Source organism: Halorubrum sp. AS12 (assembly GCF_051122765.1).
Classification (GTDB): Archaea; Halobacteriota; Halobacteria; order Halobacteriales; family Haloferacaceae; genus Halorubrum; species Halorubrum trapanicum.
Genome location: NZ_CP185385.1, coordinates 787196 through 811857 on the forward strand (window position 1 = coordinate 787196; position 24662 = coordinate 811857).

The 24662-nt window shown below is 68.5% G+C and carries 24 protein-coding genes and 2 pseudogenes; 16 read left to right on the plus strand and 10 right to left on the minus strand.

From position 1 onward, the window contains the following. The first annotated feature begins 10 nt into the window (after window positions 1-10). The 5 genes from ftsZ to ACODNG_RS04000 all read left to right on the plus strand — a co-directional run bounded on the left by ftsZ (window position 11) and on the right by ACODNG_RS04000 (window position 4404). Window positions 11-1168: a cell division protein FtsZ gene (ftsZ, locus tag ACODNG_RS03980; RefSeq protein WP_434522520.1), complete on the plus strand. Its 1158-nt coding sequence runs from the start codon at window positions 11-13 to the stop codon at window positions 1166-1168. Between the two features lie 61 nt (window positions 1169-1229). Next, the gene (locus ACODNG_RS03985) at window positions 1230-1406 is read left to right on the plus strand and encodes a protein translocase SEC61 complex subunit gamma (protein WP_017342689.1); all 177 of its coding nucleotides are present in this window, start codon (window positions 1230-1232) and stop codon (window positions 1404-1406) included. Then, window positions 1406-1858, plus strand: coding sequence for a transcription elongation factor Spt5 (locus tag ACODNG_RS03990; RefSeq protein ID WP_210113291.1), 453 nt, complete (start codon window positions 1406-1408; stop codon window positions 1856-1858). Before ACODNG_RS03985 ends, ACODNG_RS03990 begins: the two co-directional genes overlap by 1 nt. 179 nt (window positions 1859-2037) lie before the next feature. Continuing rightward, complete coding sequence (gene artA / locus ACODNG_RS03995) at window positions 2038-3000, plus strand: archaeosortase A (RefSeq protein WP_434522521.1); 963 nt, start codon at window positions 2038-2040, stop codon at window positions 2998-3000. 156 nt (window positions 3001-3156) lie between these two features. Further along, complete coding sequence (locus tag ACODNG_RS04000; RefSeq protein WP_434522522.1) at window positions 3157-4404, plus strand: MgtC/SapB family protein; 1248 nt, start codon at window positions 3157-3159, stop codon at window positions 4402-4404. A gap of 44 nt (window positions 4405-4448) precedes the next feature. Here the strand turns inward: ACODNG_RS04000 and ACODNG_RS04005 are convergent, their stop codons facing one another. The 3 genes from ACODNG_RS04005 to dph5 form a co-directional block, all read right to left on the minus strand. After that, window positions 4449-4823: a CBS domain-containing protein gene (locus tag ACODNG_RS04005; RefSeq protein ID WP_434522523.1), complete on the minus strand. Its 375-nt coding sequence runs from the start codon at window positions 4821-4823 to the stop codon at window positions 4449-4451. Window positions 4824-4912: 89 nt separating this feature from the next. Continuing rightward, window positions 4913-5299 carry a CBS domain-containing protein gene (locus ACODNG_RS04010; RefSeq protein WP_434522524.1) on the minus strand — a complete coding sequence of 129 codons (387 nt, stop codon included), beginning with the start codon at window positions 5297-5299 and terminating at the stop codon, window positions 4913-4915. Window positions 5300-5420: 121 nt separating this feature from the next. After that, window positions 5421-6218, minus strand: a complete 798-nt coding sequence (dph5, locus tag ACODNG_RS04015; RefSeq protein WP_434522525.1) for a diphthine synthase — start codon at window positions 6216-6218, stop codon at window positions 5421-5423. 174 nt (window positions 6219-6392) lie between these two features. Between dph5 and ACODNG_RS04020 the strand changes: the two genes are divergently transcribed. From ACODNG_RS04020 to lrpA1, 3 genes are all read left to right on the plus strand, one after another. Continuing rightward, window positions 6393-8288, plus strand: coding sequence for a 2-oxoacid:acceptor oxidoreductase subunit alpha (locus ACODNG_RS04020; RefSeq protein ID WP_434522526.1), 1896 nt, complete (start codon window positions 6393-6395; stop codon window positions 8286-8288). Window positions 8289-8291: 3 nt separating this feature from the next. Next, complete coding sequence (locus ACODNG_RS04025; RefSeq protein WP_434522527.1) at window positions 8292-9230, plus strand: thiamine pyrophosphate-dependent enzyme; 939 nt, start codon at window positions 8292-8294, stop codon at window positions 9228-9230. An 83-nt stretch (window positions 9231-9313) separates the two neighbouring features. Further along, window positions 9314-9742: an HTH-type transcriptional regulator LrpA1 gene (lrpA1, locus tag ACODNG_RS04030; protein WP_434522528.1), complete on the plus strand. Its 429-nt coding sequence runs from the start codon at window positions 9314-9316 to the stop codon at window positions 9740-9742. 37 nt (window positions 9743-9779) lie between these two features. Here lrpA1 and ACODNG_RS04035 read toward each other — a convergent pair. Together ACODNG_RS04035 and ileS are read right to left on the minus strand one after the other, a co-directional pair. Beyond that, window positions 9780-10252, minus strand: a pseudogene (locus ACODNG_RS04035) (GNAT family N-acetyltransferase). 124 nt (window positions 10253-10376) lie between these two features. Next, window positions 10377-13529, minus strand: coding sequence for an isoleucine--tRNA ligase (ileS, locus tag ACODNG_RS04040; RefSeq protein WP_434522529.1), 3153 nt, complete (start codon window positions 13527-13529; stop codon window positions 10377-10379). A 107-nt stretch (window positions 13530-13636) separates the two neighbouring features. Here ileS and ACODNG_RS04045 point away from each other — a divergent pair, with 107 nt between their 5' ends. Beyond that, window positions 13637-13930: a hypothetical protein gene (locus ACODNG_RS04045; RefSeq protein ID WP_434522530.1), complete on the plus strand. Its 294-nt coding sequence runs from the start codon at window positions 13637-13639 to the stop codon at window positions 13928-13930. 19 nt (window positions 13931-13949) lie between these two features. Here the strand turns inward: ACODNG_RS04045 and ACODNG_RS04050 are convergent, their stop codons facing one another. Next, entirely contained in the window at window positions 13950-15071 is a 1122-nt protein-coding gene (locus ACODNG_RS04050) for a pyridoxal phosphate-dependent aminotransferase (protein ID WP_434522531.1), read from the minus strand. Between the two features lie 131 nt (window positions 15072-15202). Here ACODNG_RS04050 and ACODNG_RS04055 point away from each other — a divergent pair, with 131 nt between their 5' ends. Beyond that, on the plus strand, window positions 15203-15703 hold the full coding sequence (locus ACODNG_RS04055) for a metal-dependent hydrolase (protein ID WP_434522532.1): 501 nt from the start codon (window positions 15203-15205) through the stop codon (window positions 15701-15703). A 283-nt stretch (window positions 15704-15986) separates the two neighbouring features. Here ACODNG_RS04055 and ACODNG_RS04060 read toward each other — a convergent pair whose 3' ends face one another. Then, window positions 15987-16778: a PHP-associated domain-containing protein gene (locus tag ACODNG_RS04060; protein ID WP_434522533.1), complete on the minus strand. Its 792-nt coding sequence runs from the start codon at window positions 16776-16778 to the stop codon at window positions 15987-15989. Window positions 16779-16909: 131 nt separating this feature from the next. Here ACODNG_RS04060 and ACODNG_RS04065 point away from each other — a divergent pair, with 131 nt between their 5' ends. Then, on the plus strand, window positions 16910-17209 hold the full coding sequence (locus ACODNG_RS04065; protein WP_210113278.1) for a DUF7565 family protein: 300 nt from the start codon (window positions 16910-16912) through the stop codon (window positions 17207-17209). A 26-nt stretch (window positions 17210-17235) separates the two neighbouring features. Here the strand turns inward: ACODNG_RS04065 and rocF are convergent, their stop codons facing one another. After that, complete coding sequence (rocF, locus tag ACODNG_RS04070) at window positions 17236-18141, minus strand: arginase (RefSeq protein WP_434522534.1); 906 nt, start codon at window positions 18139-18141, stop codon at window positions 17236-17238. A gap of 134 nt (window positions 18142-18275) precedes the next feature. Between rocF and ACODNG_RS04075 the strand changes: the two genes are divergently transcribed. Both ACODNG_RS04075 and ACODNG_RS04080 read left to right on the plus strand, forming a co-directional pair. After that, a complete protein-coding gene (locus tag ACODNG_RS04075; protein ID WP_434522535.1) occupies window positions 18276-18494 on the plus strand; it encodes a hypothetical protein in 219 nt (72 codons plus the stop codon). Between the two features lie 106 nt (window positions 18495-18600). After that, window positions 18601-19135 (plus strand): annotated as a pseudogene (locus ACODNG_RS04080) (HTH domain-containing protein). 124 nt (window positions 19136-19259) lie between these two features. Here ACODNG_RS04080 and ACODNG_RS04085 read toward each other — a convergent pair. Continuing rightward, window positions 19260-20441 (minus strand): NAD(P)/FAD-dependent oxidoreductase, encoded by a 1182-nt coding sequence (locus ACODNG_RS04085; protein ID WP_434522536.1) that lies wholly within the window; start codon window positions 20439-20441, stop codon window positions 19260-19262. Between the two features lie 83 nt (window positions 20442-20524). Beyond that, entirely contained in the window at window positions 20525-21391 is an 867-nt protein-coding gene (locus tag ACODNG_RS04090) for a nucleoside phosphorylase (RefSeq protein ID WP_434522537.1), read from the minus strand. Between the two features lie 321 nt (window positions 21392-21712). Between ACODNG_RS04090 and ACODNG_RS04095 the strand changes: the two genes are divergently transcribed. The 3 genes from ACODNG_RS04095 to ACODNG_RS04105 are packed head-to-tail and all read left to right on the plus strand — an operon-like array spanning window position 21713 to window position 24623. Beyond that, entirely contained in the window at window positions 21713-22984 is a 1272-nt protein-coding gene (locus ACODNG_RS04095; RefSeq protein ID WP_434522538.1) for a 4Fe-4S ferredoxin N-terminal domain-containing protein, read from the plus strand. Continuing rightward, the gene (gene nrfD / locus ACODNG_RS04100) at window positions 22981-24303 is read left to right on the plus strand and encodes an NrfD/PsrC family molybdoenzyme membrane anchor subunit (protein WP_434522539.1); all 1323 of its coding nucleotides are present in this window, start codon (window positions 22981-22983) and stop codon (window positions 24301-24303) included. Before ACODNG_RS04095 ends, nrfD begins: the two co-directional genes overlap by 4 nt. Then, a complete protein-coding gene (locus ACODNG_RS04105; protein ID WP_434522540.1) occupies window positions 24300-24623 on the plus strand; it encodes a hypothetical protein in 324 nt (107 codons plus the stop codon). The genes nrfD and ACODNG_RS04105 overlap by 4 nt, the downstream gene beginning before the upstream one ends. Window positions 24624-24662 lie beyond the last annotated feature (39 nt).

The following is a 24662-nucleotide window of genomic DNA, read 5'->3' on the forward strand; positions in this document are numbered from 1 at the left end:
ACACCATATAATGGACTCCATCGTAGAGGACGCCATCGACGAAGCCGAAGAGGCCCCCGCAGAGGACGCCGGGGGAGCCGGCGAGAGCGCCGCCGGAGGGAGCGCCGGCGCGCCGCCACAGACCGGGACGATGACTGACGACGAGCTACAGGACGTCCTCCAGGACCTCCAGACGAACATCACGGTCGTCGGCTGCGGAGGCGCCGGCGGCAACACGGTCAACCGCATGACCGAGGAGGGGATCCACGGCGCGAAGCTGGTCGCCGCGAACACCGACGTCCAGCACCTCGTCAACATCGAGGCCGACACGAAGATCCTCATGGGCCAGCAGAAGACGCAGGGCCGCGGCGCCGGCTCGCTCCCGCAGGTGGGCGAGGAGGCCGCCATCGAGTCCCAAGAGGAGATCCAGGACGCCATCGACGGCTCGGACATGGTGTTCGTCACCGCCGGGCTGGGCGGCGGCACCGGGACCGGCTCGGCGCCGGTCGTCGCGAAGGCCGCCCGCGAGTCGGGCGCGCTCACCATCGCCATCGTCACGACGCCGTTCACGGCGGAGGGAGAGGTCCGACGGACGAACGCGGAAGCCGGCTTAGAGCGGCTCCGCGACGTGAGCGACACGGTCATCGTCGTCCCCAACGACCGCCTGCTCGACGCGGTCGGGAAGCTCCCGGTCCGGCAGGCGTTCAAGGTGTCCGACGAGGTCCTGATGCGCTCGGTGAAGGGGATCACGGAGCTCATCACGATGCCGGGCCTCGTCAACCTCGACTTCGCCGACGTCCGGACCGTGATGGAGAAGGGCGGCGTCGCGATGATCGGGCTGGGCGAGTCCGACTCCGACTCGAAGGCGCAGGACTCGGTGAAGTCGGCGCTGCGCTCGCCGCTGCTCGACGTCGACATCTCCGGCGCGAACTCCGCGCTCGTGAACGTCACCGGCGGCACCGACATGTCCATCGAGGAGGCCGAGGGCGTCGTCGAGGAGATCTACGACCGGATCGACCCCGACGCGCGGATCATCTGGGGGACCTCGGTCGACGACGAGCTGGAGGGCGAGATGCGCACGATGATCGTCGTGACCGGCGTCGAGTCGCCGCAGATCTACGGCAACAACGGCGAGCCGCCGGAGGGGAGCGGCCCCAGCGACGTCGAGGACATCGACTACGTGGAGTAGTCCGACCGCGCAGGGGCGCATCAAAAGGTAAAAACCGTCTCGTCTCGAATCCGCTGGTAACATGGACGTTCCGTACGATCTCAACAGCTACATTCGGGTGCTGAAGCTGGCGAGCACGCCGAGCACCGACGAGTTCCTCCAGGTGTCGAAGATCGCCGGCGCCGGAATCCTGCTCATCGGGTTCATCGGCTTCCTGATCTTCGCGATCATGAGCCTGCTCCCGGGGGTCGGCGCGTAATGCCGATCTACTCGGTCAAGACGACGGCGAGCCAGGAGCGCACCGTCGCGGACATGCTCGCCGAGAAGGAGACGCCCGAGATCCAGGCCGTCATCGCCCCCGACCAGCTCACGAGCTACGTGATGGTCGAGGCCACCGACGGCGCTGCGTTCGGCCGGATCCTCGACGAGATCCCGCACGCTAACGGCGTCATTCAGGGCGGCGACGGTCCCGCCGAGAGCCCCTTCTCGGAGGTCGAGCACTTCCTCTCGCCGACCCCGGACGTGGAGGGGATCGCCGAGGGCGACATCGTCGAGCTGATCGCCGGGCCGTTCAAAGGCGAGAAGGCGCGCGTTCAGCGGATCGACGAGGGCAAAGACCAGGTGACCGTCGAGCTGTACGAGGCGACCGTCCCGATCCCGGTGACGGTCCGCGGCGACCAGATCCGCGTGCTCGACAGTGAGGAGCGGTAGCTCCTCATATTGAGCGAGCGGCGTGACACGCCGCGAGCCGACAGCGAGGAGCGGTAAGTTCTCGTATCGAGCAGGTAGCACGACGCGCAGCGGAGTAGCGCCGTCCCGGTCCGACGCTCTGACGGCGGTGTCGCACGCAACGACAAGGGCTTTATTCGACGACGACGGACCGTACGGACATGTTCGGCCACGGCGTGCCGGCGGTGTTGAGCGTGATCCCCGACACGTTCACGTTCGCGTGGATCGTCGCGGTCCTCTTCGCGACGGCGTGGCTGCTGGACAGCCGCGGACTCTCCGCGGGCCGCACGCTCGCGGCCGCAACGTGGGCGCTGTTCGGCCTCTTCTGGCTCTCGACGGTGCCGTACTTCGCGTTCGAACACCAGAGCTACGTCGAGTCTATCCTCGCGCTCGTCGGCTTCCCGGCCAGCGTGTACGCCGGGTACCTCTTATACGACGGTCGTGCGTCGCTTTTCACCCTCACCCGGGCCATCGCGATCATGCTGTTCATCTACCTGCCGTTCGAGACGATCCCGGCGTTCACGTTCGCCGGGATCGCGGTCCCGGAACCCCGTCGGGTCCTCATCGAGGTCGTCGCGACGCAGACGGGGATGCTCATCGATCTGCTCGGCTACGCGCCGGAGGCGGTGACGAGTCGAGAGGGGTACGAGGCGGCGTACTCGTGGACCCTCGCGGACGGCCACACCGTCGTCATCCACATCGTGCTGGCGTGTACCGGACTGGGGAGCATGGCCATCTTCGGCGGCCTCGTGGCCGCCGTCGAGGCGCCGCTCTCCCGGAAGCTCCGCGCGCTCGCGGTGACGATTCCGCTCATCTACGTCCTGAACATCCTCCGGACGACGTTCATCTCGGTGGTGGCGGGGAACCAGTACATCCACTGGTACCCGGATCTCGTGTTGACGATGTTCGGGGCGACCGACCCGTATCGGGTCTCCTTCCTCATCTCCGACCGCATCATGAGCCAGCTTTTGGCGGTTGTGGCGCTCATCGCGATCACCTTCCTCGCGGTGCGCGAGCTGCCCGAACTCGCGGTCATCCTGGAGGACGTCCTCTACCTCATCACCGGCGAGGAACACGACCTGACGGAGGCGCTCGACCTCCCGCGGGAGCCGACGAACCGGTAGGAGCGGCGTCGGGTCCCTGAAACCGTCCGCAAATACATAGTACTATATAGCAAGCTATAGACGTGACCGACGGGTACGAACGACCATGACGGCGAGGAGACGAGACGGATCACCGGGGTCCGGTCGGAGAGGACGGTCGCGACGAGGTGGTCGGCGGTGATGGACGCGGTCGACCCGTTCGTCTACCTGGAGACGAACGTCGCCAAGCTGGTCTTGGCGACCGCGCTCGGCATGTTCCTCGGGCTGGAACGTGAGTGGTCACAGAAGTCGGCGGGGATCCGGACCTTCGCGCTGATCAGCCTCGCGGCCGCGGTGTTTTCGATACTCGACGAGCCGGGCCTGCTCGTCGTGGGCGGCGTACTGGTGGTCGCCAGCGCGGTGCTGTTGGCGGTCCGGAGCTTCGTGGAGGACGACGTCGACGGTCTCTCGCTGACGACGTCGGCGTCGATGCTCGTCGCCTACGGGGTCGGGGTCCTCGTCGCGGAGGGGCTGTTCATCGAGTCGGTGACGGTGGCGGTGTTATCGTCGCTACTGCTCGTGTTGAAGCGCGAACTCCACGAGTTCGCGTGGGGGCTCTCCCGCGAGGAGGTCCGCAGCGCGGTGGAGTTCACCATCCTCGCGTTCGTCGTCTTCCCGCTTTTGCCCGCCGAGACCATCGACCCGTGGAACGCGGTCCAGCCGCGGCTCGTCTGGTCGCTCGTGGTCGCGGTCAGCGCCATCGGATTCGTCAACTACGTGCTGGTGAAGCGGTATCAGGGGCGCGGCTACGCCGTCACGGGCTTTTTCGGCGGGCTGGTGAACTCGACGGCGGTCGTCGCCGAGATGGCCAAGCGCGCGAAGGGGCGGACGGACCTCGGCGAGATAGCGGTGGGTTCGATCCTCCTCGCGAACGCGGCGATGGCGTTCCGGAACGCCGCGGTGGTGGCCGTCTTCGTCCCGGAGGCGGCGCTCGTCGTCGGCGCGCCCCTGGGCGCGATCACCCTCGCGGGAATCGGCGTCGCCGTGTGGCGAAGCGACTGGCGGACGAACCTGGAGGCGGAGCTGACCTCACCGTTCAGCCTCGGCAATGCGCTCACCTTCGGCGCCCTCTTCCTCGTCGTGCTGCTCGTCTCCGCGGTCGCCGAGGAGACGTTCGGCGCCGGCGGGTTCGTCGCCACCTCCTTCCTCGCCGGACTGGTGTCCTCGGGGACTTCGACAACCACAGCGGTCTCGCTGCTGGGTACCGGACAGATCGGCGTCGACACCGCGGTCGCGGGCGTGGTCGCCGGCACCGCCGCCAGCATCCTGATCAAGACCGCCTTCGCCGCGAGCATCGCGCGGGAGCTGGTCCGGCCGGTGTTCCTTTGGAACCTCCTGTTGATCGCCGTGGGCGTGGTCGCCGGGCTGCCGCTGCTGCTGTTCTGAGGAGCGATCCGCCGCCGATTCGGGAGTCGCGCCCCGAACCCGTCTCAGGAGAGGTGTTCGGCGATGTCCGTCGAGGAGACCATCCCGACGTAGTCGTCGTCGACGACCGGGAGGTGTTTCACGCCGTACATCGTCATCATCGCGGCGACCTCCTGCATCATGAGGTCCGGCGTCACCGTTTCGACGTCTTCGGTCATCACGTCGCGGACCGTCGTCGCCGCGAGGTCGCGCTCGTCGGCGACCGCCCCGACGACGTCGCTCTGCGTGACGATACACCCGCCGCCGGTCGTCACGACGAGCGCGCTGATGTCCTGATCCCGCATGCGTCGGGCGACCTCTCGGAGTGGTACGTCCGCGCCGATCGTCTCCAGCGGCGCCGACATCACGTCCGCGACGCGGGTTCTGTCGTCGAGATCCATGCCCGTCGTGTGTTACCGTGTCTCATTATTCTTCCGGAACGCACAGCCCGGGCGACCGCGCCTCCGTTCCGTCCGGGGGGATCGGCTCGTCACCCCGCCTGCGAGAGGTACGCCGTGAGGTCCGTCGTCGACACCATCCCGATCGGTCTGCCGTCGCCGTCGGTCACCGGGAGATGGGTGTATCCGTGTGCGGTCGGTTCCGCCAGCTCCGCGACGGTGTCCTCGCGGCCCACCGTGACGACGTCGGTGGTCATGAACGCCTCGACCGGTGTCCGGTCCTTCGGGTCGTTGTCGCGGACGAGCGCGACGAAGTCCGTCGCGGTGATCAGGCCGGCCAGCGTCCCGTCGGATTCGACGACGAGAATCGAGCTGACGCCGGTCTCACGCATCTTTTTCGCCGCGTCGGCCGCGGCGGCTCCTCGGCCGATCGTGGTGAGGTCGGTCGACATGAGTCGGTCGACGGGTACGTCGTCCATGGTTCGTGATAACGAAAAGCACGGTAATCAAATGCGCGGTCAGTTCGGCGGTCGACGCGAGACCACCGCAGGCAGCGGGAGAGCGGTTCGACCGCGTCGAGCGCTCCGCTCCGCGAGCCGGTCACTCCTCGACGAGCGACTCCGGCGCGCCGGCGAGACCGACGAGGGCGTCCGCCTCGACGTGGTGGAGGTCGCCGGGGATCACGAGCAGGTGGAGCGGGTCGCCGAACTCGCGGTCGGCGAGGGCGCTCAGCCGGTCGGCGGCGACGACCGCGTCGGGCGATCCGGCGCGCGCGACGACGACGGCAAGTTCGTCGTCCCACGCCTCGGCGAGCAGGTCGGCGGCGACGTCGGCGGTCATGTACTCCTCGTGGTCGGGGTCGGGTCCGGTCGGACCCGTTCCTACCTTGATGTCGAGGTAGATGACGGTGTGAAGCCCGCGCTCCCGGTTCGCCTCGATCGTCTCGACCACGCTCGCGGGCACGTCGTCGCCGCCGTGGGCGTACGGGAACGGCAGCGTCGTCGCCTTCCCGAACCGGTAGTTCTGGAGACCCGTCAGGCTCGACGCGGCCGACTGCGCGGTCACGCCGTGGATCACCCGCGTGTCGATGCCGCGCTCCTCGGCACGGAGCCGGAGGTCGGTGTGGGTGGTCGAGATCATGGTGTCGCCCGCGGTGAGGAACGCCACGTCGCCGGACTCGGCCGCCTCGAGGATCGGCTCCGGGTCCCGCTCGACGCCGGCGCGGTCGCGGACCTCGACGTCGACATCGTGGTACGCCTCCAGGTCGGCGACATCGGCGCCGACCAGCCGACTGGTGTAGAACTCCGCGAAGACCCGGTCGGTCCCGCGCAGCGCCTCGCGCCCCTCGACGGTGATCGACCGCTCGTCGTAGAGACCGAGTCCGATGAACGTGAGCATGCCCGCGTTCGGCGTCCGCCGAAGTAAAAGGGCGCGGAAGACCCCGCCGGAGTTGTGCGAACCTGTGGCACCCTAATAGACCTTCATGATTGTCCCTTGCGATTCCATAGCAAGCCCTAAGAGGGAACCAATGTAACGTCGACCTACGAGGCCCGTACGGGCTCACACACCATTATGACTGACGACGAACTCATCTGGCGGATATCGGGAGGATCCGGTGACGGGATCGCTTCCACCAGCCAGAACTTCGCGAAGGCCTTGATGCGATCGGGGCTTAACGTCTTCACGCATCGGCACTACCCGTCGCGGATCCGCGGCGGCCACACCTACACCGAGGTCCGCGCGTCGGCGGACCCCGTCGAATCCCGCGGAGACGGCTACAACTTCCTGCTCGCGCTCGGCGACTCGTTCGCCCGCAACCCGCAGGAGGAGGCCGTCTACGGGAACGAGGAGATCAAACCCCTCTCCGAGAACCTCGACGAGCTCCGCGAGGGCGGGATCATCGTGTACGACGAGGGACTCCTCGACGCCTCGGAGATCCCGAACTTCGAGGAGCGCGCCGAGGAGAACGACTGGCACGTGTACCCCCTCGACCTCCGCGGACTCGCCCGCGACCAGGGCCGCGAGGTCATGCGGAACACCGCCGGCGTCGGCGCGACCTGCGCGCTGACCGGAATGGACCTCGACCACGTCCAGGACCTCATGCGCGACGCGATGCCGGAGAAGATCCTCGAGCCGAACCTCGAGATCCTCCAGATCGCGTACGACCAGGTGCGAGAGGAGTACGACGTGGACGCCCCGGACGTGTCGGTCCCGACCGGCGAACACGACGAACAGCAGCTTCTCATGTCCGGTTCGGACGCCATCTCCTACGGCGCCATCGACGAGGGATGCCGGTTCATCGCCGGCTACCCGATGACGCCGTGGACCGAGGTGTTCACCATCATGACGAAGAACCTGCCGAAGCTCGGCGGGATCTCCGAGCAGGTCGAAGACGAGATCGCCGCGGCCGCGCTCGCGGTCGGGGCCTCCCACGCCGGCGTGAAGGCCATGTCCGGCTCCTCCGGCGGCGGCTTCGCGCTGATGTCGGAGCCGCTCGGGCTGGCGGAGATGACGGAGACGCCGATCGTCCTCGTCGAGGCCATGCGCGCCGGTCCCTCGACCGGGATGCCGACGAAGCCGGAGCAGTCCGACCTCGAACACGTTCTCTACACCTCGCAGGGCGACTCCCAGCGCGTCGTGCTGGCGCCCGGCACCGTCGAGGAGGCGTACGAGCAGTCGCGGCTCGCCTTCCGGATCGCCTACGAGTACCAGATCCCGTCGATCCTCCTGTACGATCAGAAGCTCGGCGGCGAGATGACCAACGTCCCGAAGAGCCACTTCGACCGCGAGCCGAACCCGACGCTCGGGAAGACGCTCTCCGAGGACGCGCTGGCGGACGAGCCGCACTCGGCCGACGGGAAGTTCCACCGGTTCCAGCACGATGTCGGCGACGGCGTCTCGCCGCGCTCGATCCCCGGTCAGAAGGGCGGTCGCTTCCTCGCGACCGGCAACGAGCACGACCCGACCGGTCACATCGCCGAGTCGCCCGACAACCGCGTCGCGCAGATCGACCGCCGCACGGAGAAGCTGGAGGCGATCCGCGCCGACCTCGACACCGAGGACACCGGCTCCTACGCCGGTCCCGACGACGCCCAGTACGGCATCCTCACGTTCGGGAGCCAGCAGGGCACCGTCGAGGAGGCGGTCGGTCGCCTCAACGACGCCGGCGTCTCGGTGAAGTCGTACGGCGTCTCCGACATGGCGCCGTTCCCGACCGAGCAGGTCGCGGAGTTCGTCGAGAGCGTCGACGAGGTCCTTGTCGTCGAGATGACGGCGTCCGGACAGTTCCGCGGGCTCGTCCAGAAGAACCTCGGCCGCTACGGCGAGAAGCTGTCGAGCCTGCTGAAGTACAACGGGAACCCGTTCGAGCCGGCGGAGATCGTCGACGGGTTCGAGGCCGCGGTCGTCGAGGGCGACGGCGACGCGTCCGGCCATCAGACCACCTTCGTCCCAGCCGCAGGTGACTAACCAATGAGCACGTTTTCAGCAATCGGAGAGGAGCGAGAGATCGACCGCGACGAGTACACCCCCGGCGTGGAGCCGCAGCCGACGTGGTGTCCGGGCTGCGGTGACTTCAGCGTCCTGAAGGCGCTCAAGCAGGCGCTACCGGAGGTCGGGCGCACGCCCGAGGAGACCCTGCTTTGCACCGGGATCGGTTGTTCCGGCAAGCTGAACAGCTACCTCGACACGTACGGGTTCCACACGATCCACGGGCGCTCGCTGCCCGTGGCCCGCGCCGCGAAGCTCGCGAACCCCGACCTCGAAGTGATCGCCGCCGGCGGCGACGGCGACGGCTACGGGATCGGCGGGAACCACTTCATCCACACGGCCCGGGAGAACCACGACATGACGTACATCGTGTTCAACAACGAGATCTTCGGGCTCACGAAGGGGCAGACCTCCCCGACCAGCCCGAAGGGCCACAAGTCGAAGACGCAGCCCTCGGGCAGCGCCAAGGAGCCGATCAAGCCGCTCTCGATGTCGCTGAACGCCGGCGCCTCCTACGTCGCCCGTACGGCCGCGGTGAACCCGAACCAGGCGAAGGAGATCATCATCGAGGCGATCGAACACGACGGGTTCGCGCACGTCGACTTCCTCACCCAGTGTCCGACCTGGAACAAGGACGCGCGCCAGTACGTCCCGTACATCGACGTCAACGAGTCCGACGACTACGAGTTCGACAAGACGGACCGCGTCGAGGCCCAGGAGATGATGCGCGAGACCGAGGAGTCGCTCTACGAGGGCGAGGTGCTCACCGGTCGCTTCTACGTCGACGAGGAGCGCCCCTCGTACACCGAGGAGAAGCAGGCGATCGGCGAGATGCCCGACGAACCGCTCGCCGAGCGCTACTGGGACGACGAGTACGAGTGGGAGCGCTCCCACGACATGTTCCTCGACAAACACGCCTGAACGGGGTCGACGGCCGTTCACGGCGCGGTGAGTTCGTTTTTTGATTCGCAAGGTATTTTTTCATTGGTGACAAACGGAGTGGTATGAGTACGGTATCGACGGAAGAACGGATCCTCTCCGTGTTAGAAGAGGACGCGCAGGCGTCCTGCGGAGAGATCGCCGAGCGAGCCGACGTCTCGAAGCCGACGGTGCGAAAGTACATCGACCGCCTCGAAGACCGGGGCGTGATCGTCGGCTACTCCGCGGAGGTCGACCCGAAGAAGCTCTCCTCGCAGTCGATCGCCATGGTGGGGATGGACGTGGATTCGGGCCAGTACGTGGAGGCCACACGGGAGCTGAAGTCGCTCGACGAGGTCCAGGCGCTGTACACCTCTTCGGGCGACCACATGCTGATGGCCGAGGTGCGAGCCAGCGACGGCGACGAACTCGGCGACGTCATCTCCGAGAAGCTGCTCGGCGTCGAGGGCGTGACCGCGGCTCACCCGTCGTTCCTCCAGGAGCGCCTGAAGTAGGCGAGCGACCGACGGGGCGGCGGTCGGTTCGACCGCGTCAGGTGAGTTCGCGCGGGTCCGCGACGACGACCGATTCGTCGCCCGCCGGGCTTCGGCGGGTCCCTCGCGGCGCGAACCCGTGCGTGCTGAAGAACTCCTCCGCGCTGGGGCGGTCCGGGGAACCGTCGCGCGGAGCACCTCGATATCGCGGTCGGCGAGCGCGTTTCCGACGCGGGCGAGGAGTTCGTTCGCCACGCCCTCTCCGACACGGTTCGGGTGAACCCACAGCGCCAGCAGCTCGGCCTCCGTTCCGCCGGGGTCCGGGTGTGCGATCGCCAGCCCGACGGGGCCGTCCCCGTCGCTCTCCATCAGAAACGTCCACTCGGCCTCGGCGGCGGCCTCGCGGACGCCCGCGGCGGACACGTCGAGTAAGGGCGCGCCGATGTCGTCGAACACCGTCTCCTCGCGCGCTCTCGAGACCGCGGTCCGCAGTGCTTCCGCGTCGTCGGGCCGGGCCGCCCGGACATACATGGTCGACCGTGAGTAAAGAACGCACCTATAGGTTTCGGCGGCGGCGTGATTGGCGGGCGACGGCGGATTGATTCGATCCGTCCCGAACGGGGAACCGAACCGAACGCCCGAGCCGTCGGAACCGCTACGCGACCGGTTCGATACCGATCGTGACCGCGATACCCTCGACCTCCCACTCCTCGACGAGACCGCCCTCGGCGGCCGCGGCGTCGCTCGGGTCGTCGAGCCACGCGTCGGCGCGCACCTCGCCGGCGATCAGGTCGGCGTGGTCGTCGACGAAGTCAGCGACGCGGCCGTCGTCGACGTCGACTCCGACACGGATCCTTGCCTCCACGTCCAGATCGAGCTCCTTGCGCATCTCCTGAATCCGGCGGATCACGTCGCGGGCGTACCCCTCGGACTCGATGTCGGGGGTCAAGGAGGTGTCGACGTAGACGGTGCCGCCCTCGAAGTCGGTACCGGAGACGTGCTCCGGCGGCTCCGCGACGTACCCGACCATCTCGTCGTCGAGGGCGACCGGCTCGCCGTCGACGGTCACCTCGCCCGCTTCGACCGCCGCGCGGGTCGCGCCCTGAACGGCCTCCATCACCTTCTGGGCGTCACCGCCGAACGCCGGTCCGATGGCGGCCATCTGCGGCTCCGCGGTCTCGACCAGCTCCTCGAACGCGTCAGTGACGACCACCTCGCGCGCGTTGACGCGGTCGGCGATCAGCGCTTCGAGCCGGTCGACCGCTCCGGCGACCGTCTCGTCGTCGGTCTCGACGACGACGCGCGGCACGGGCCAGCGGAGCTTGCGGCCCGCCTGCTGGCGCGCGTTCGCGGCGGCCTCCTCGACGTCGCGGAAGACCGCCACGTCGCGTTCGAGGTCGGGGTCGCGCAGGGCCGCGTCCGGCTCGGGGTACGACAGCGCGTGGACCGTCGTCGCCTCGCCGTCGAGCCGCTGGTACATCCGCTCGGTCAGGTACGGCGCGATCGGCGCGAGCAGCCGGATCACCTCGTCGAGGACGGTCGCGAGCGTGGCGTAGGCGCCGCGCTTCGAGGCGGAGTCGGCCTCCTCCCACATGCGGTCGCGGACCGCCTTCACGTAGAACCGCGAGACGTCCTGCGTGACGAACTCGATGACGGCGTTGACCGCGTCGCTGACCCGGTAGTCGTCCCAGGCGTCCGCGACCTCGGTCTCCACGGACTGGAGCCGCGAGAGCACCCACTCGTCGACGAGTTCGAGCTCGCCGTCGGAGAGGTCGGCGTCGGCCGGGTCGTAGCCGTCGAGGGCCATGTACTCCAGCGGGAACCGGAACACGTTCCAGAGGATGTTGAGCTTGCCCTGGATCTCGCCGAGTCCGTCCCACTCGAACGCGAGATCGACCCCCTGCTGGTCGTGGCTGAGGAGGTAGGTCCGGAGCGGGTCGCGGCCGGCGCGGTCGATCGCCTCCTCGGGCGTGACGATGTTGCCGACCGACTTCGACATCTTCCGGCCGTCTTCGTCGTTGGCGAAGCCGTGCATCAACACCTCCTCGTAGGGGATCTGGTCCACCGCGGCGGTCCCCATCCCGAGCTGCGACCAGAACCAGCCGCGCGTCTGGTCGTGCGCCTCGATGATGAGGTCCGCGGGCCACAGCTCCTCGTGGGCCGCCTCGTCGCTCGGGTAGCCGAGCGTCGCCCACGACGCCACCGAGGAGTCGATCCACACGTCGAACACGTCGTCGATCCGTCGGTAGGTCGTCCCCTCCTCAACGACCGTGAGGTCGTCGACGGAGGGCCGGTGGAGGTCGATCGACTCGGGGTCGACGTCCTCCTCGACGCGCTCAGCGAGCTCCTCGCGGGTGCCGATCACGATCATGTCCTCGTCGAGGTTTCCGGAGTCGGCGTCCTCCGGCACCCAGATGGGGATCGGGATCCCCCAGTACCGCTGGCGGGAGACGTTCCAGTCGGGGGCGTCCTCGATGAAGTCGCGGAAGCGGTTGTCCCGCGCCCACCCCGGGTGCCACTCGGACTCCTCCATGTTGTCGAGAAGGTCCTCCTTCACGTCCGTGATCGAGATGAACCACTGGTCGGTGACCAGCTGGATGATCCCGGTGTCACAGCGCCAGCAGTGGCCGTAGCTGTGCTCGACGGTGCCGTGCGCGAGCATGTGGCCGTCGGCGACGAGGTCGTCGACGATGTCGTCGTTGGCGTCGCGGACGAACTGCCCGGCGTACTCGCCGGCGCTCTCGGTGAACTCGCCGTTCGGCTGGACGGGGCAGTAGATCTCCAGGCCGAGCTCGGTGCCGCGGTGGAAGTCCTCCTCCCCGTGGCCCGGCGCGGAGTGGACGAGTCCGGTGCGGTCGGCCTCCACGTAGTCAGCGGCGTACACCTGCCCGGCGCCCTCGAAGTCTGCGTACTCGGCGACGCGGTCGGCGAGCGGGTGGTCGTACGCCCAGCCGACAAGCTCGTCGCCGGTCAGCTCGGTCTCGACCTCGTAGCTCTCGTATCGGCCCTCCTGAAGTACGTCCTCGACGCACTCCTCCGCGACGTACAGCACCTCCTCCTCGCCGTCCTTCTCCGCGCGGACCGCGTTGTAGGTCAGATCCTCGTCGACGGCGACGAAGGTGTTCGCGGGGATCGTCCACGGCGTCGTCGTCCAGATGACGAGGCTCCCCTCGCGGTCGGCGAGCGGGAACTTCACGTAGATCGAGGGGTCCTCGACGTCCTCGTACTCGACCTCGTTGTTGGCTAGCCCGGTCTCACAGCGCGGACACTGCGAGATGGAGCGTTTCCCCTGCTCGACGAGACCGTTGTCGGCGACCTCGGAGAACGCCCACCAGGCGGCCTCCATGTACTCGGGGTCTATCGTCTCGTAGGGGTCGTCCCAGTCCATCCACGCGCCGATGGACTTGAAGTCCTCGTCCATCGCCGCCCGGTTCTCGACGGCGAACTCCTTGCACTTCTCGATGAACGCCTCCATCCCGTACTCCTCGATGTCGCGTTTGTTCTCGAAGCCGAGCTCCTCCTCGACTTTCACCTCGATCGGGAGCCCGTGCATGTCGTAGCCGGGACGGTCGGTGACGCGGTAGCCGGTCATCCGCTTGTACCGGATGACGGCGTCTTTCAGCGTCTTGTTCCAGGCCGTGCCGAGGTCGATCTGCCCGGAGGTGTACGGCGGGCCGTCCACGAAGAAGAACGGCGGGTCGTCGGCGTGCGCCTCCTTCGCCGCCTCGTAGGCGTCGTGGTCGTCCCAGTACTCGTCGACCGCGGTCTCGACGTCCGCGGGCGCGTACTGGTCGTCGATCTGCTCCATACGCGTTGGTCTTCGCGCGCGTATTTGAATACGGCGGAGTCGTGGGAACGGTTCGAACGGAGCGGGAGGGGACAAGACACTTCCGCCGGGAGCCGGAAGCTCCGGGCATGGAGATCCCGCGAGTCGTGCGCGAGAACCTCGGATACGCGTTCCTCGGCGGACCGGCGCTGGCGGCCGTCTCGTTCGTCGCCGGAGCGCAGTTCCTCGGCACCGCCGCGGGCGTCGCCGTCGCGGTCGCGACGTACGCCCTCGGCTGGGCGCTCTCGGCGCGGCGGTCCGAGTCGGCGCCGGGAGGATCGGCGGCGGAGCGGTCAGCGGCGGACGCGGACGACGATCGCGAGCGCCGCGAGCGAGAGGCCGAGGCGGGGAAGGGCGGCTACGGCGGGGGCGGCGGCGGGTAGCGGTCGAGACCGTTCCTGCTCACGGGGACTCGGGCGCGCCGTCGGCGAAGTAGTTCGCGAGCCGCTCGGCGGCTTCCGTCGCGCGCGGCGTCACCAGCGCGAACCGGATCCACTCGTCGCGGGCGGTGCCGAACGCCTCGCCCGGCATCCCGGCGACGCCGGCCTCGTCGACCAGCCGTTTGACGTTCGCCATCGTTCCGGGGAATCCCTCGAAGCGCGCGAGCACGTAGAAGGCGCCCTCGGGGCGAGTGTACTCCGCGCCCGCCGCGTCGAGCGCGTCGGTGAACGCCTCGACGCGGTCTGCGAGCAGGTCGCGCGACTCGGCGTAGTACTCCGGCGGCGTCTCCGCGAGCGCGTGGTAGACCGCGTACTGAGAGGGGCGCGCCCCGGTGACGTTCACGAGCATGTGCCGTGTCTTGGCGTCGGCGACGTGCGCCTCGGGGAAGATCCCGTACCCGACGCGGAATCCCGTGATCGCCATCGACTTCGAGAAGCCGCTCGTGACGACGACGCGGTCGGAGCCGAGCGTCAGCGCCGACTCGAACGAGCCGGACAGATCGAACCGGTCGTATACCTCGTCGACGACGACGAGCGCGTCGACCGCCTCGGCGACCGCGACGACCTCCCGGATCGCGTCGAGTTCGTAGACGGCGCCGGTCGGGTTGTTCGGCGTGTTGAGGAGGATGAGCGCGGTGTCCTCGCTCGCCGCCTCGCGGACCGCGTCGAGGTCGAGGCTCCCGTCGCGGGCGGTCGGGACGAGCGTCGGCTCCCCGCCGAGCAGGTGCGTCTTCCCGGGGTAGTACGGGTACACCGGGTCGGTGAGCAGCGCCTCGTCGCCGGCGCCGCGGTCGAGCGCGCGGGCCATCGCGAGGTAGTTCGCCTCGCCGGTGCCGTTGGTGACGACCACGCGCTCGGGGGCGACGTTCTCGCGGGTCGCGATCGCCTCCCGTAGCTCGCGGAGGCCGTCGCTCGGCGGGTACTGGAAGTCGGCGGACGGCAGGTCGGCGTACTCGCGGAGCGCCTCGCGGAGCGCGGCGGGCGGCTCCCAGTCCGGGTTGCCGCTCACCATATCGATGACGTCGCCGTCGGCGGCCGCGGCGTACTGCATCACGTGGAAGAACTTCGGCTCCTCGTACTCCATACGGTCGGGTCGAGCTCGCCCGCCGTGGCTCTTTCGACGCGAAGGCGGCGGCGCGGTGGATCGGGGAAGCGCGCCCTATAGTCGTCGCCGCGATCCGGTGGTTTGACCTGTCGACGCGCGAAGCGAACGGTATGAACAAACGCGGCCACGTCCTCAACGGCCTGCTGCTCGCCCTGGGACTCGGCTTCATCGTCGAACCGGGTCTCGACGCGGCGACCGCGACGACCGTCGCGGAGATCACCGTCCCGGTCGTGTTGGGGGCGCTGTTCCCCGACGTCGACACCGCCTTCGGGCGCCACCGGAAGACGCTTCATAGCCTCCCCGTGCTGGCAATCTTCCTCGCGTACCCGATCTTCTTCGGCAACCTCCAGTACGTGTGGATCGGCGTGTTGACGCACTACCTCCTCGACGTGGTCGGGAGCCGGCGGGGAATCGCGCTGTTCCACCCGCTCTCGGACAGAGAGTTCGGGATGCCGACGGGCGTGACGACGAGCAGCAAGTACGCCGACCTCGTCACCGTGATCATCACCGCGATCGAGCTGGCGGCGTTCTGGGCGATCCACACCTACCTGTTCACCCTCGATCTGGATCTGTCCGCGGTCTCGGAAGCCGCGGCCGGATTCGGCTTATAAGTAGATAGCAATGGTGACCGTCGCGTGGTGATCGGTGGTTCCGGGGACACCGTCAAAGCCCCAGGCGGTTATTTATAAATAATCGGCTGTAGATTGCCGGTGAACACCTCCAAAGCCCCAGCCACGAGGCGGGCGCACGCTCGCTTCGCTCCTCGTCGCTCGCGGGACCGCACCTCACACCTCCCCAGCCTCGCCGCTCGCGCTTAAAAGCGCTCGCGGCGTCCCTCGCGCATGCGACTCGCGCCCTTCGGGCGCTCGTCGGCACGCGCCACCACACGGCTATCTATTCGTACACGCTCACGTCGTCGAACCGACCCTCGTAGGCGACGTTCGACGGGAGCGTCGGCTCGTTGCCAGAGAGGAACATCCGGTCGAGCTTCACCCACGTGTTCTCGTACGCGAGGTGCGCGAACTCGACGAGACCGCGGAGCCGGTGGCCGGCCCCGCCGCGATGGATCACCTTCCGGGGGCGCCGTTCGCGGAAGGCGTCAACGATTGTTTCCTCGTCGTCGAGGTCGCCCTCGAAGGCGGTCCACGCCTCGCCGACCGTGCCGGGGAGGTGCGCGTACGACGAGCCGAACCCGACGCTACCGGCCGCCTCGGCGGTCCGGCGCGCGCGGGCGTTCTGGTGCGGCAGCAGCTTCGTGTTGTACGTCTCGACCGCGTCGATTCGGTCGGCGTGGGCGTCGACCTCGGGCCGCGTGAGCGAGATGGTGGCGAAGCCGGGATGCGGGACGAGCACGACGGCATCCTGTCGCTCGAACTCGGCCATCGCGCCCTCGAAGGTGATGTAGTCGGGGACCGGGTCGGAGAGACCGAGGACGAGGAGGTGGCGCCGGTTTCCCCAGTCGCCGGTGAACACCTCGCGGGCGGGGACGACGGTCAGCTCGTCGTCGGAGTACCGAGCGGCGCGCTCGCGGATCGTCGGGAGGCGCGTGAAATGCGGCGCGTACACGAGCGCGTCGATCCCGCGGGCCTTCGCGCGGGCGACGACCTCGTCGTCGAGCACCTTGACGTGGGCGTCGACGCGCGTTCTCGATCGGGTCACGGTCGAACGGTCGTCGCGCCCGCGCAAAGGCGTATCGTTCGACGACGACGGTGCCGCGACCGCGGGCCGGGCGCCCCGTCGGCGAGCGCCGGTCGACGCCGGGAGAAGAACCGGACGGCTTGGGAAACCGTTAATCCCCCTCGGGCGAGTGTTCGGATATGGCCCCTCGCTGGACGTGCGGCATCGGCGACTGCGACGCCGCCTTCGACGACGTGGAGGCGGCGATCGTCCACCAGACGAACGACCACCAGCGCCACGAGTGCAAGGTGTGCGGCACCATCGTCCCCGACGGCTACTTCGCGATCCGTCACGCGTTCGACGAGCACACCCGCGCCGAGTTCGTCCGGGCGTACGACGCCGACTCGGCGGCGGTCCGCCGCCGGGAGGAGATCAAAGGCGACGTCGAGGCCGCGGCGGACCTCCAGCAGGTCGTCGAAGAGCTGGACCGCGGCGTCTGAGGCGTTCTCGGCTCGATCGGCTCGATTTATAGTACGCGCTTCCCGAGCGCGCTCGCCGCCAGCTCGGTCGCCAGCTCGGCCGTCTCGTTGTGCTGGTCGAGCGTCGGATTCACCTCGACCAGCTCCATCGACCGGAGCGCGTCCGTCTGGTCGACGATCTCCATCGCGCTGTGCGCCTCCCGGTAGGTGACGCCGCCGCGGACGGGCGTGCCGACCCCGGGCGCCGCGTTGGGGTCGAGCCAGTCCAGATCGAGGCTGACGTGGATCCCGTCGACGCCGGCCGAGGCGACGGAGAGTGCCTCCTCGGTGACGTCCGTGATCCCCCGCTCGTCGATGTCGGACATCGTGTACGCCGCGAAGCCGCGGTCGCGGATTAGCTCCGCCTCCGCGCCGTCGACCGACCGAAGCCCGACGAGCGCGACGTTCTCCGGCGAGAGTCCCGACGCGTTCGCCCACTCGGTGTCCGCGAACTCGCCGACCCCGAGCGCGGCCGCCAGCGGCATCCCGTGGACGTTCCCCGAGGGCGTCGTTGCGGGCGTGTTGAGGTCGGCGTGCGCGTCGAACCACACCGCGCCGATATCGGCGTCGCGCGCGGACCCGACGAGGCTCCCGATGGCGATGGAGTGGTCGCCCCCGAGCGCGAGCGGCACCTCGCCGTCCGCGAGCGTCGCGGCGACCTCGTCGCCGAGCCGTCGACAGACGTCCGCCGTCTCGCGGAGGAACTTGGCTTTCCCCTCGCTGGGCGCGTCCGCGTCCGGATCGCGCTCCTCGGCCCGCGGGACGAGGAGGTCGCCCGCGTCGACCGTCTCGACGCCCGCGCCGGCGAGCTGGTCGGCGAGTCCGCCGTATCGGATCGCCGACGGTCCCATGTCGACCCCGCGTCGGTTCGCCCCGTAGTCGGTTGGCGCGCCGATGATCCTGACCGTGGTCATACCGGCTACGCGGCGCGCCGGCGCTTGAATGGTGGGGATCGACGCGCTCGCGTCGCCCTGGATTCGCCGGCGACCCCGCCGTCCCCCTCGCCGGATCGGACACCGTTTTGCGCCCGGCCCGCCACGGGGCGTTCATGAGCAGTTCCGATCCCTACTCGGTCGATCCCGGCGACATCGAGCCGATCGGCGCGACCATCGCGGTCGCGTTCACCGGCGCGGCGGTCGGACTCGTCGGCGCCGCGGTCTCGTTCGTCGCGGCGGATCTCGGGGTCGCGCTGATCGGCGTCGGCGTGGTCGTCGCGCTCTCCAGTCCGATCGCGTACGTCCGGATGAAGCGGCTTCGCGGGGAGTGAACCGGTCGGTCGGAACCGGCTGTATCCGGCCACCGAGCGGATTCCACACGATCATTTATAAGCGAGTTCCATCGCATTTAAGCGGGGGCATGGTGTATTCGCGACCATGTCATCGATCGAGCTCACATCGAGCCAGAAAAGCATCCTCTCGGCCCTGATCAACCTGTACGGGGAACAGGAGGACGCCGTGAAAGGCGAGGCGATCGCCGAGGAGGTCGACCGCAACCCGGGGACGATCCGCAACCAGATCGCAGAGCCTCAAGGCCCTCCAGCTGGTCGAAGGGGTACCCGGTCCGAAGGGCGGCTACAAGCCCACCTCGAACGCCTACGAGGCGCTCGACATCCAGCGCATGGACGAGCCGGCCGACGTCCCGATCTACCACGAGGGCGAGGAGATCGAGGGAGTCAACGTCGACGGGATCGACCTCTCCAGCGTCCACCACCCCGAGCTGTGTCGCGCCGAGATCCACGTCCAAGGCTCGGTCCGCGACTTCCACGAGGGCGACAGCGTCACCGTCGGCCCGACGCCGCTCTCGAAGCTCGTCATCGACGGCACCGTTGACGGCAAAGACGACACCGCGAACGTGCTCATCCTGCGGATCGACGACATGCGGGCGCCCGACGAGCCGGCGGAACACTGACTGCGGAATCGAGATTCTTCGAGCGCTTCGAAGGCTGTTCTACAGGAAATCGCCGATCGTTCGTCGCTGAGAAGAGTCGGAAGTCGAAGCCGAGAGACGCGTCGCCGTCGCGAGTCGCCCGCGCCTACATGTCGCCGAACGCACCGAACGCGCGGCTCGCGGAGGAGACCTTGTTGATCCAGCGCGTGGCGATGGCCTTCTTCAGCAGCTTCGCGGGCGTGCCGCCGAACGTCTTGATCGGCATGCCCATCACGTCGTGCGCGACCGCGTCCTCGCCGACGGAGATGACGGTTCCCTTGTCCTCGTGGGTCCACGAGCGGAGCGGCGCGCCGCGGGCGGCGCGCGCGAGGTTCTCGCCGGCGACCTCGGCAGCCTGCCAGGCGGCCTGCGCGGTCGGCGGCGCCACGTCGTCGTCGCCCTGCTCGACGAGCGCAGTGTCGCCGATGGCGAACACGCGGTCGTCGCTGGTGGTGAAGTCGGAGCCGGCGTGGACGCGGTTCGAGCGCTCGTCCTTCTCGACCTCGACGTTCTCCAGCTCCGGCTGGCCCGTGATGCCGCCGGTCCAGATCAGCACGTCGTAGCCGAGCTCCTCTGGCTCCTCTTCGTCGCCACCGCCGAGGTAGACGGCGTCCTCGTCGGCCTTCGAGATGAAGTCACCGGTGAGGATCTCCACGTCGGCGTCCTCCAGTCGCTGGCGGAGCGCGCCCTGGATCTGCGGGTCGTTTCCGGGGAACACCTCGTCGAGCCCCTCGACCAGCGTGACCTCGATCGGCGCGCGGTGTTTGTCGCGGTACTCGGCGATCTCGCCGGCGGTCTGGATGCCGGAGAGACCGGCGCCGCCGACGATGACCTCGACGGGGTCGGAGCGAGTCGCCTCGGCCGCCGCCTCGCGGACATCCTCGTGGATCGCCTTCGCGTCGTCGAGCCCTTTCAGCTGGTGGGCGTGCTCCTTCAGTCCCTCGATACCGAAGAATGCGGTCGTCGAGCCGACGCCGAGGAGGAGGTAGTCGTAGTCGACGGTCGTCCCGTCGTCCGTCTCGACGACGCGGTCGTCGGTGTCGACGTCGACGACCCGGCCCTGGACGAAGTCGGACTGGGGCGATTTGATCTCGTCGACGGGGATCGTGATCTTGTCCTCGACCGCGGGGTTGCGGATCGCGCGGTGGACCTCGTGTAAGACGAGGTGGTAATCGTGTTCCGAGATCCACGTGAGCTCGGCCTCGCCCTCGCCGACCTCGTCTTCGAACGCCTTCACCGCCCCGGCGCCGGCGTACCCGGAGCCGACGACGACGACCTGTGTACTCATGCGTGTCGCTCCGCGGCCCGCGGATAAAGTCGCTTTGGAACGCTCGCAGACAGATATCGCCAACGCGGCGGGGCGGCCGCCCGCTACAGCGAGAGACCGGCGTGCCAGCGGTCGGCGCCCGCCTCGCGTTTCGCCTCGTCCATGCGCGCGAGCAGCTTCACGGCGAGGCTCGCGGTCTCGGCCGCGCGCGACTCGCCCTCCGTCCGGAACTCGCCGGTCACGCGGTTCGCGTAGACGGAACAGACCGCGCCCGCCCGAAGCCCGTACACGTTGGCGATCGTGAGGATCGCCGACGCCTCCATCTCGATGTTCTTCACGTTCGCGTCGCGGAGCTCCGCGACGAGTTCGTCCGAGCCGGCGGCCTCGAACCCCTCGAACCCGGGGCGGCCCTGTCCGGCGTAGAAGGAGTCGGCGCTCATCGTGACGCCGGTGTGATACTCGTGGCCCAGCCGCTCGGCGGCGGCGACTAGGGCGGAGACCACCTCGCCGTCGGCGGTCGCGGGGTAGTCCTCGCGGACGTACTCGTCGCTTGTCCCCTCCTGGCGGACCCCCCCGGTCGTGATCACCAGGTCGCCCACGTCCATCTCGGGCTGGATCGCGCCGCAGGAGCCGACCCGAATGAACGTGTCAACGCCGACGCGAGCCAGTTCCTCGACGGCGATGGCGGCCGAGGGAGAGCCGATCCCGGTGGAGGTGACGGAGATAGGCGCGCCGTCGTAGCTGCCGGTCGCGGTGCGGTACTCGCGGTGGCGCGCGACCTCCTCGTGGTCGTCCCACAGCGCCGTGATCTTGTCGACGCGCTCGGGGTTCCCCGGGAGGAGAACCGCGTCCGCAACGTCCTCGGCCGCGGCCTCGACGTGGTAGCCGGCCCCGTCGTTCGGGTCCTCGCTTTCGGCGTCGGAGGCCGGGGAGTCCGCATCGGAAGCGCCTGCGTCGGTCTCGTCGGTCATGTCCTCAGCGTTCGGAGAGACCTTTAAAAGTAGTTCCGTCTCGGCGGCGGCCGGCTCGGCGGAGCAGACCACGCGACCTCTCACCCGCTTCGGGCTGCCTTCGGCTGTGACACGATCTTTTATGCGACAGATCGAACATCTTCGGCGGCGTTGCCAGGGGCTTGGAATTTGAGTCACGGTTGACCCCCCGGATCGCGTAGCATCACCGGGAATGTCGAACCCGGTCCTGTGGCGTCAGTCGCGCGTCGACGTCCGCGGCGGGTCCGACAGCGGTCCCGCGACCCCCGTCCGAAAGCGGCGGGTACCGACTCCACTTCCACCATGAGCACCGACGACGAATCGATGTACACGACCGTAGACGAGGAGGACAGGCAGCTCCTCGAGGAGACGGAGTTCGACGCCGAACTCGGCGCGGAGATGGCCCGCGACGCCCAGCGCGTGGCCGCGGACGAGCTCTCCGAGGTCGAGTTCTACCGCCGGTACCACGACCGGATCCTCGAGGAGTTCGACGTCGACGACCGCGAGATAGAGATCCCCGACCCCGACGAGGTCGACGAGGACGACGTGAACGCCGTCGACCGCGTCGAGGAGGCGTTCGGCGGCATCGGGGAGGCCCTGCGGGACGTTGGCGGTGACGACGCCGAGTCGCGTCGATCGGTGATGAAGAAGGGCGCCGCGGCGGCCGCGCTCGGCCTCAGCGGACTCGGCACCGCGGGCGCGACCACCGGCGGCAACGGCACCGGCGGCGCCAGCGCCGGCGGCGACGACGGCGAGGGAACCCGTTGGGGGATGACGATCAACCTCAACAACTGCGACGGGTGTCTCGCCTGTATGGTCGCGTGTAACCAGGAGCACAACCTCTCGCGGGGCGCCAACTGGATGTACGTCTTCTCGTTCGAGGACGAGGGACAGGGCGACGAGACGAACTTCCTCCCCCGGACCTGCCAGCACTGCACGGACTCGCCGTGTACGAAGGTGTGTCCGGTCGGCGCCCGCCACACCCGCGAGGAGGACGGTCTCGTGCTCACGGACTACGACATCTGTATCGGCTGCCGCTACTGCGAGGTGTCGTGCCCGTACGGGGTCAACTACTTCCAGTGGGGCGAGCCGGACGTGCCCGAGTCCGAGGTCGACGACGACCACCAGATCGACGACCGCGGGCGCTGGGTCGGCTCCCGCCCCCCGGAGGGCGTGATGGGCAAGTGTACGTTCTGCGTCGACCGGCAGGACGGCCAGATGGGCGAGGACCTGATCGGCACCACCGCCTGCGAGGAGGCGTGTGCGATGGACGCGATTCACTTCGGCGACCTGAACGACCCGGAGAGCCCGCCGAACCAGCACCTGGCGGAGTACCGGGACGGACAGGAGAACGACACCTCGACCTACCAGAACCGCAAGGGGCACACGGTGTCGACGTTCAAGCTGATGGAGGAGCGCGGCACCGAGCCGAACGTCCGGTTCATCGGCAACGAGCCGTCGCCGCACGCCGAACAGGTCGAGGGACCGGTCGCCTACGAGGACGTGGGTCTCGTCGACAACCGCAAGGAAGTCCTCGACCAGGGCGCGGCCGCGAACGGGGGTGAAGAGGCGTGAGCGTCGACGTGACCGGCGTCGACCGCGACACGCTCGTCCGCCCGATCAAGACGTTCTCGAACCGGTACGTCGCGGCGCTCGCGGTCGCGCTCGGGCTGATCGGCGTCTGGCTGTTCTTCTACAGCCAGCAGCTCCGGAACGGCCTGATAGTCACCAACCTCGCCGACTGGGGCTCCGGCGGCGGCGTGCCGTGGGGGCTCTACATCGGCGCGTTCATCTGGTGGGTGGGAATCGCCCACGGCGGGATCATCCTGTCGGCGGCGGTGCGGCTGCTCGGGATGGACACCTACCAGCCCGTCGCGCGCTTGGCGGAGCTGCTGACCATCGCCGCGCTGACCTGCGCGGGCATCTTCATCCTCATCCACGTCGGGCGACCCGACCGGCTGGTGACGAGCGTGCTGCCGGCGTGGCCCACCCGCGTCCAGTGGTCACCGCTGATGTGGGACGTGACCGTCATCACGGCCTACTTCGTGTTGACGGCGACGTACCTCGCCTTGACGATCCGCTACGACGTGAACCGGCTCCGCGACCGGCTTCCGAACCGGCTCGAACCCCTGTACGCCGCGATCACCGTGGGCTACACCGAGACGGAGGATGAGGTCGTCGAGCGCATGGTCTGGTGGATCGCGTTCGCGATCATCATCATGGCGCCGCTGTTGCTTCACGGGGGGGTGATCCCGTGGCTGTTCTCGCTGCTGCCGTCGATGGCGGGCTGGCACGGAGGCGTTCAGGGACCGTCGTTCCTCTCCATCGCGCTGACCTCCGCGGTGAGCGGGATCATCATCATCGCGGCCGCGTTCCGCCACGCGTACGGCTGGGAGGAGCTCATCCCCCGCGCCGTCTTCCAAGGGCTGGCCAAGTGGCTGGGCTTCTTCAGCCTCATCTTCCTGTGGCTCCAGCTCCAGCAGGTGATCACGGGGATCTTCGCGGCGCCGACCACGCTCCAGCACGCGACCGAGGTGAAGATCTCGACCCCCTTATACTGGGTCGCGATCGGTCTCGTCGTCCTCGCGATGTTATACGCGTTCGCGACGGCGCTGCGGCCCGACCTGTTCGACATCCGCGCGCTGGTCGGGATCTCCGTCGGGGTCCTGATCGGGACGCTCACCGAGAAGGTGCTGTTCGTCGTCGAGGGACTCCAGCACGCGCACTTCGCCCTGTACGACGGGGTGCCCGGACAGTACGTCCCCTCGCCGGTCGAGATCTCGGCGGTGCTGGGAACGGTCGGCATCGTCGTGCTGTTCTTCCTCGTCGTCTCGAAGGTGATCCCGGTCGTGGAGCTTCACGCGATCGAAGAGCACGAGGAGGTGGACGCATGACCGCGCTCGCCCCCCTGACAGGTCTTCTCGCCGCGCTCGCGGCCTCGATCTCGGGCCTCGTACCGGCGGCGCTCGCCGCGTCGCCCGCGGCGGTCCCGCTGTCCGCGGAGTACACGCTCCCGTTCGTCGGCCCGGGGACGTACCTCATTTTCGGGATCGTCCTCGCGCCGGTGTACGCGATGGTCGCGGCGTGGTTCATCGGCGACCCGAGCGACCGGTTCGCCGGGCTGCTCGGCGTCGGGTACCTCGCCGGACTCACCACCGTCCTGTGGGGGAGCCTGTTCGTGGCGACGCTGATCATCGGAGCCGTGTTCTTCTGACTCGGCTCCGGTGGCTCTCGTACAGCTCGCAAAACGACC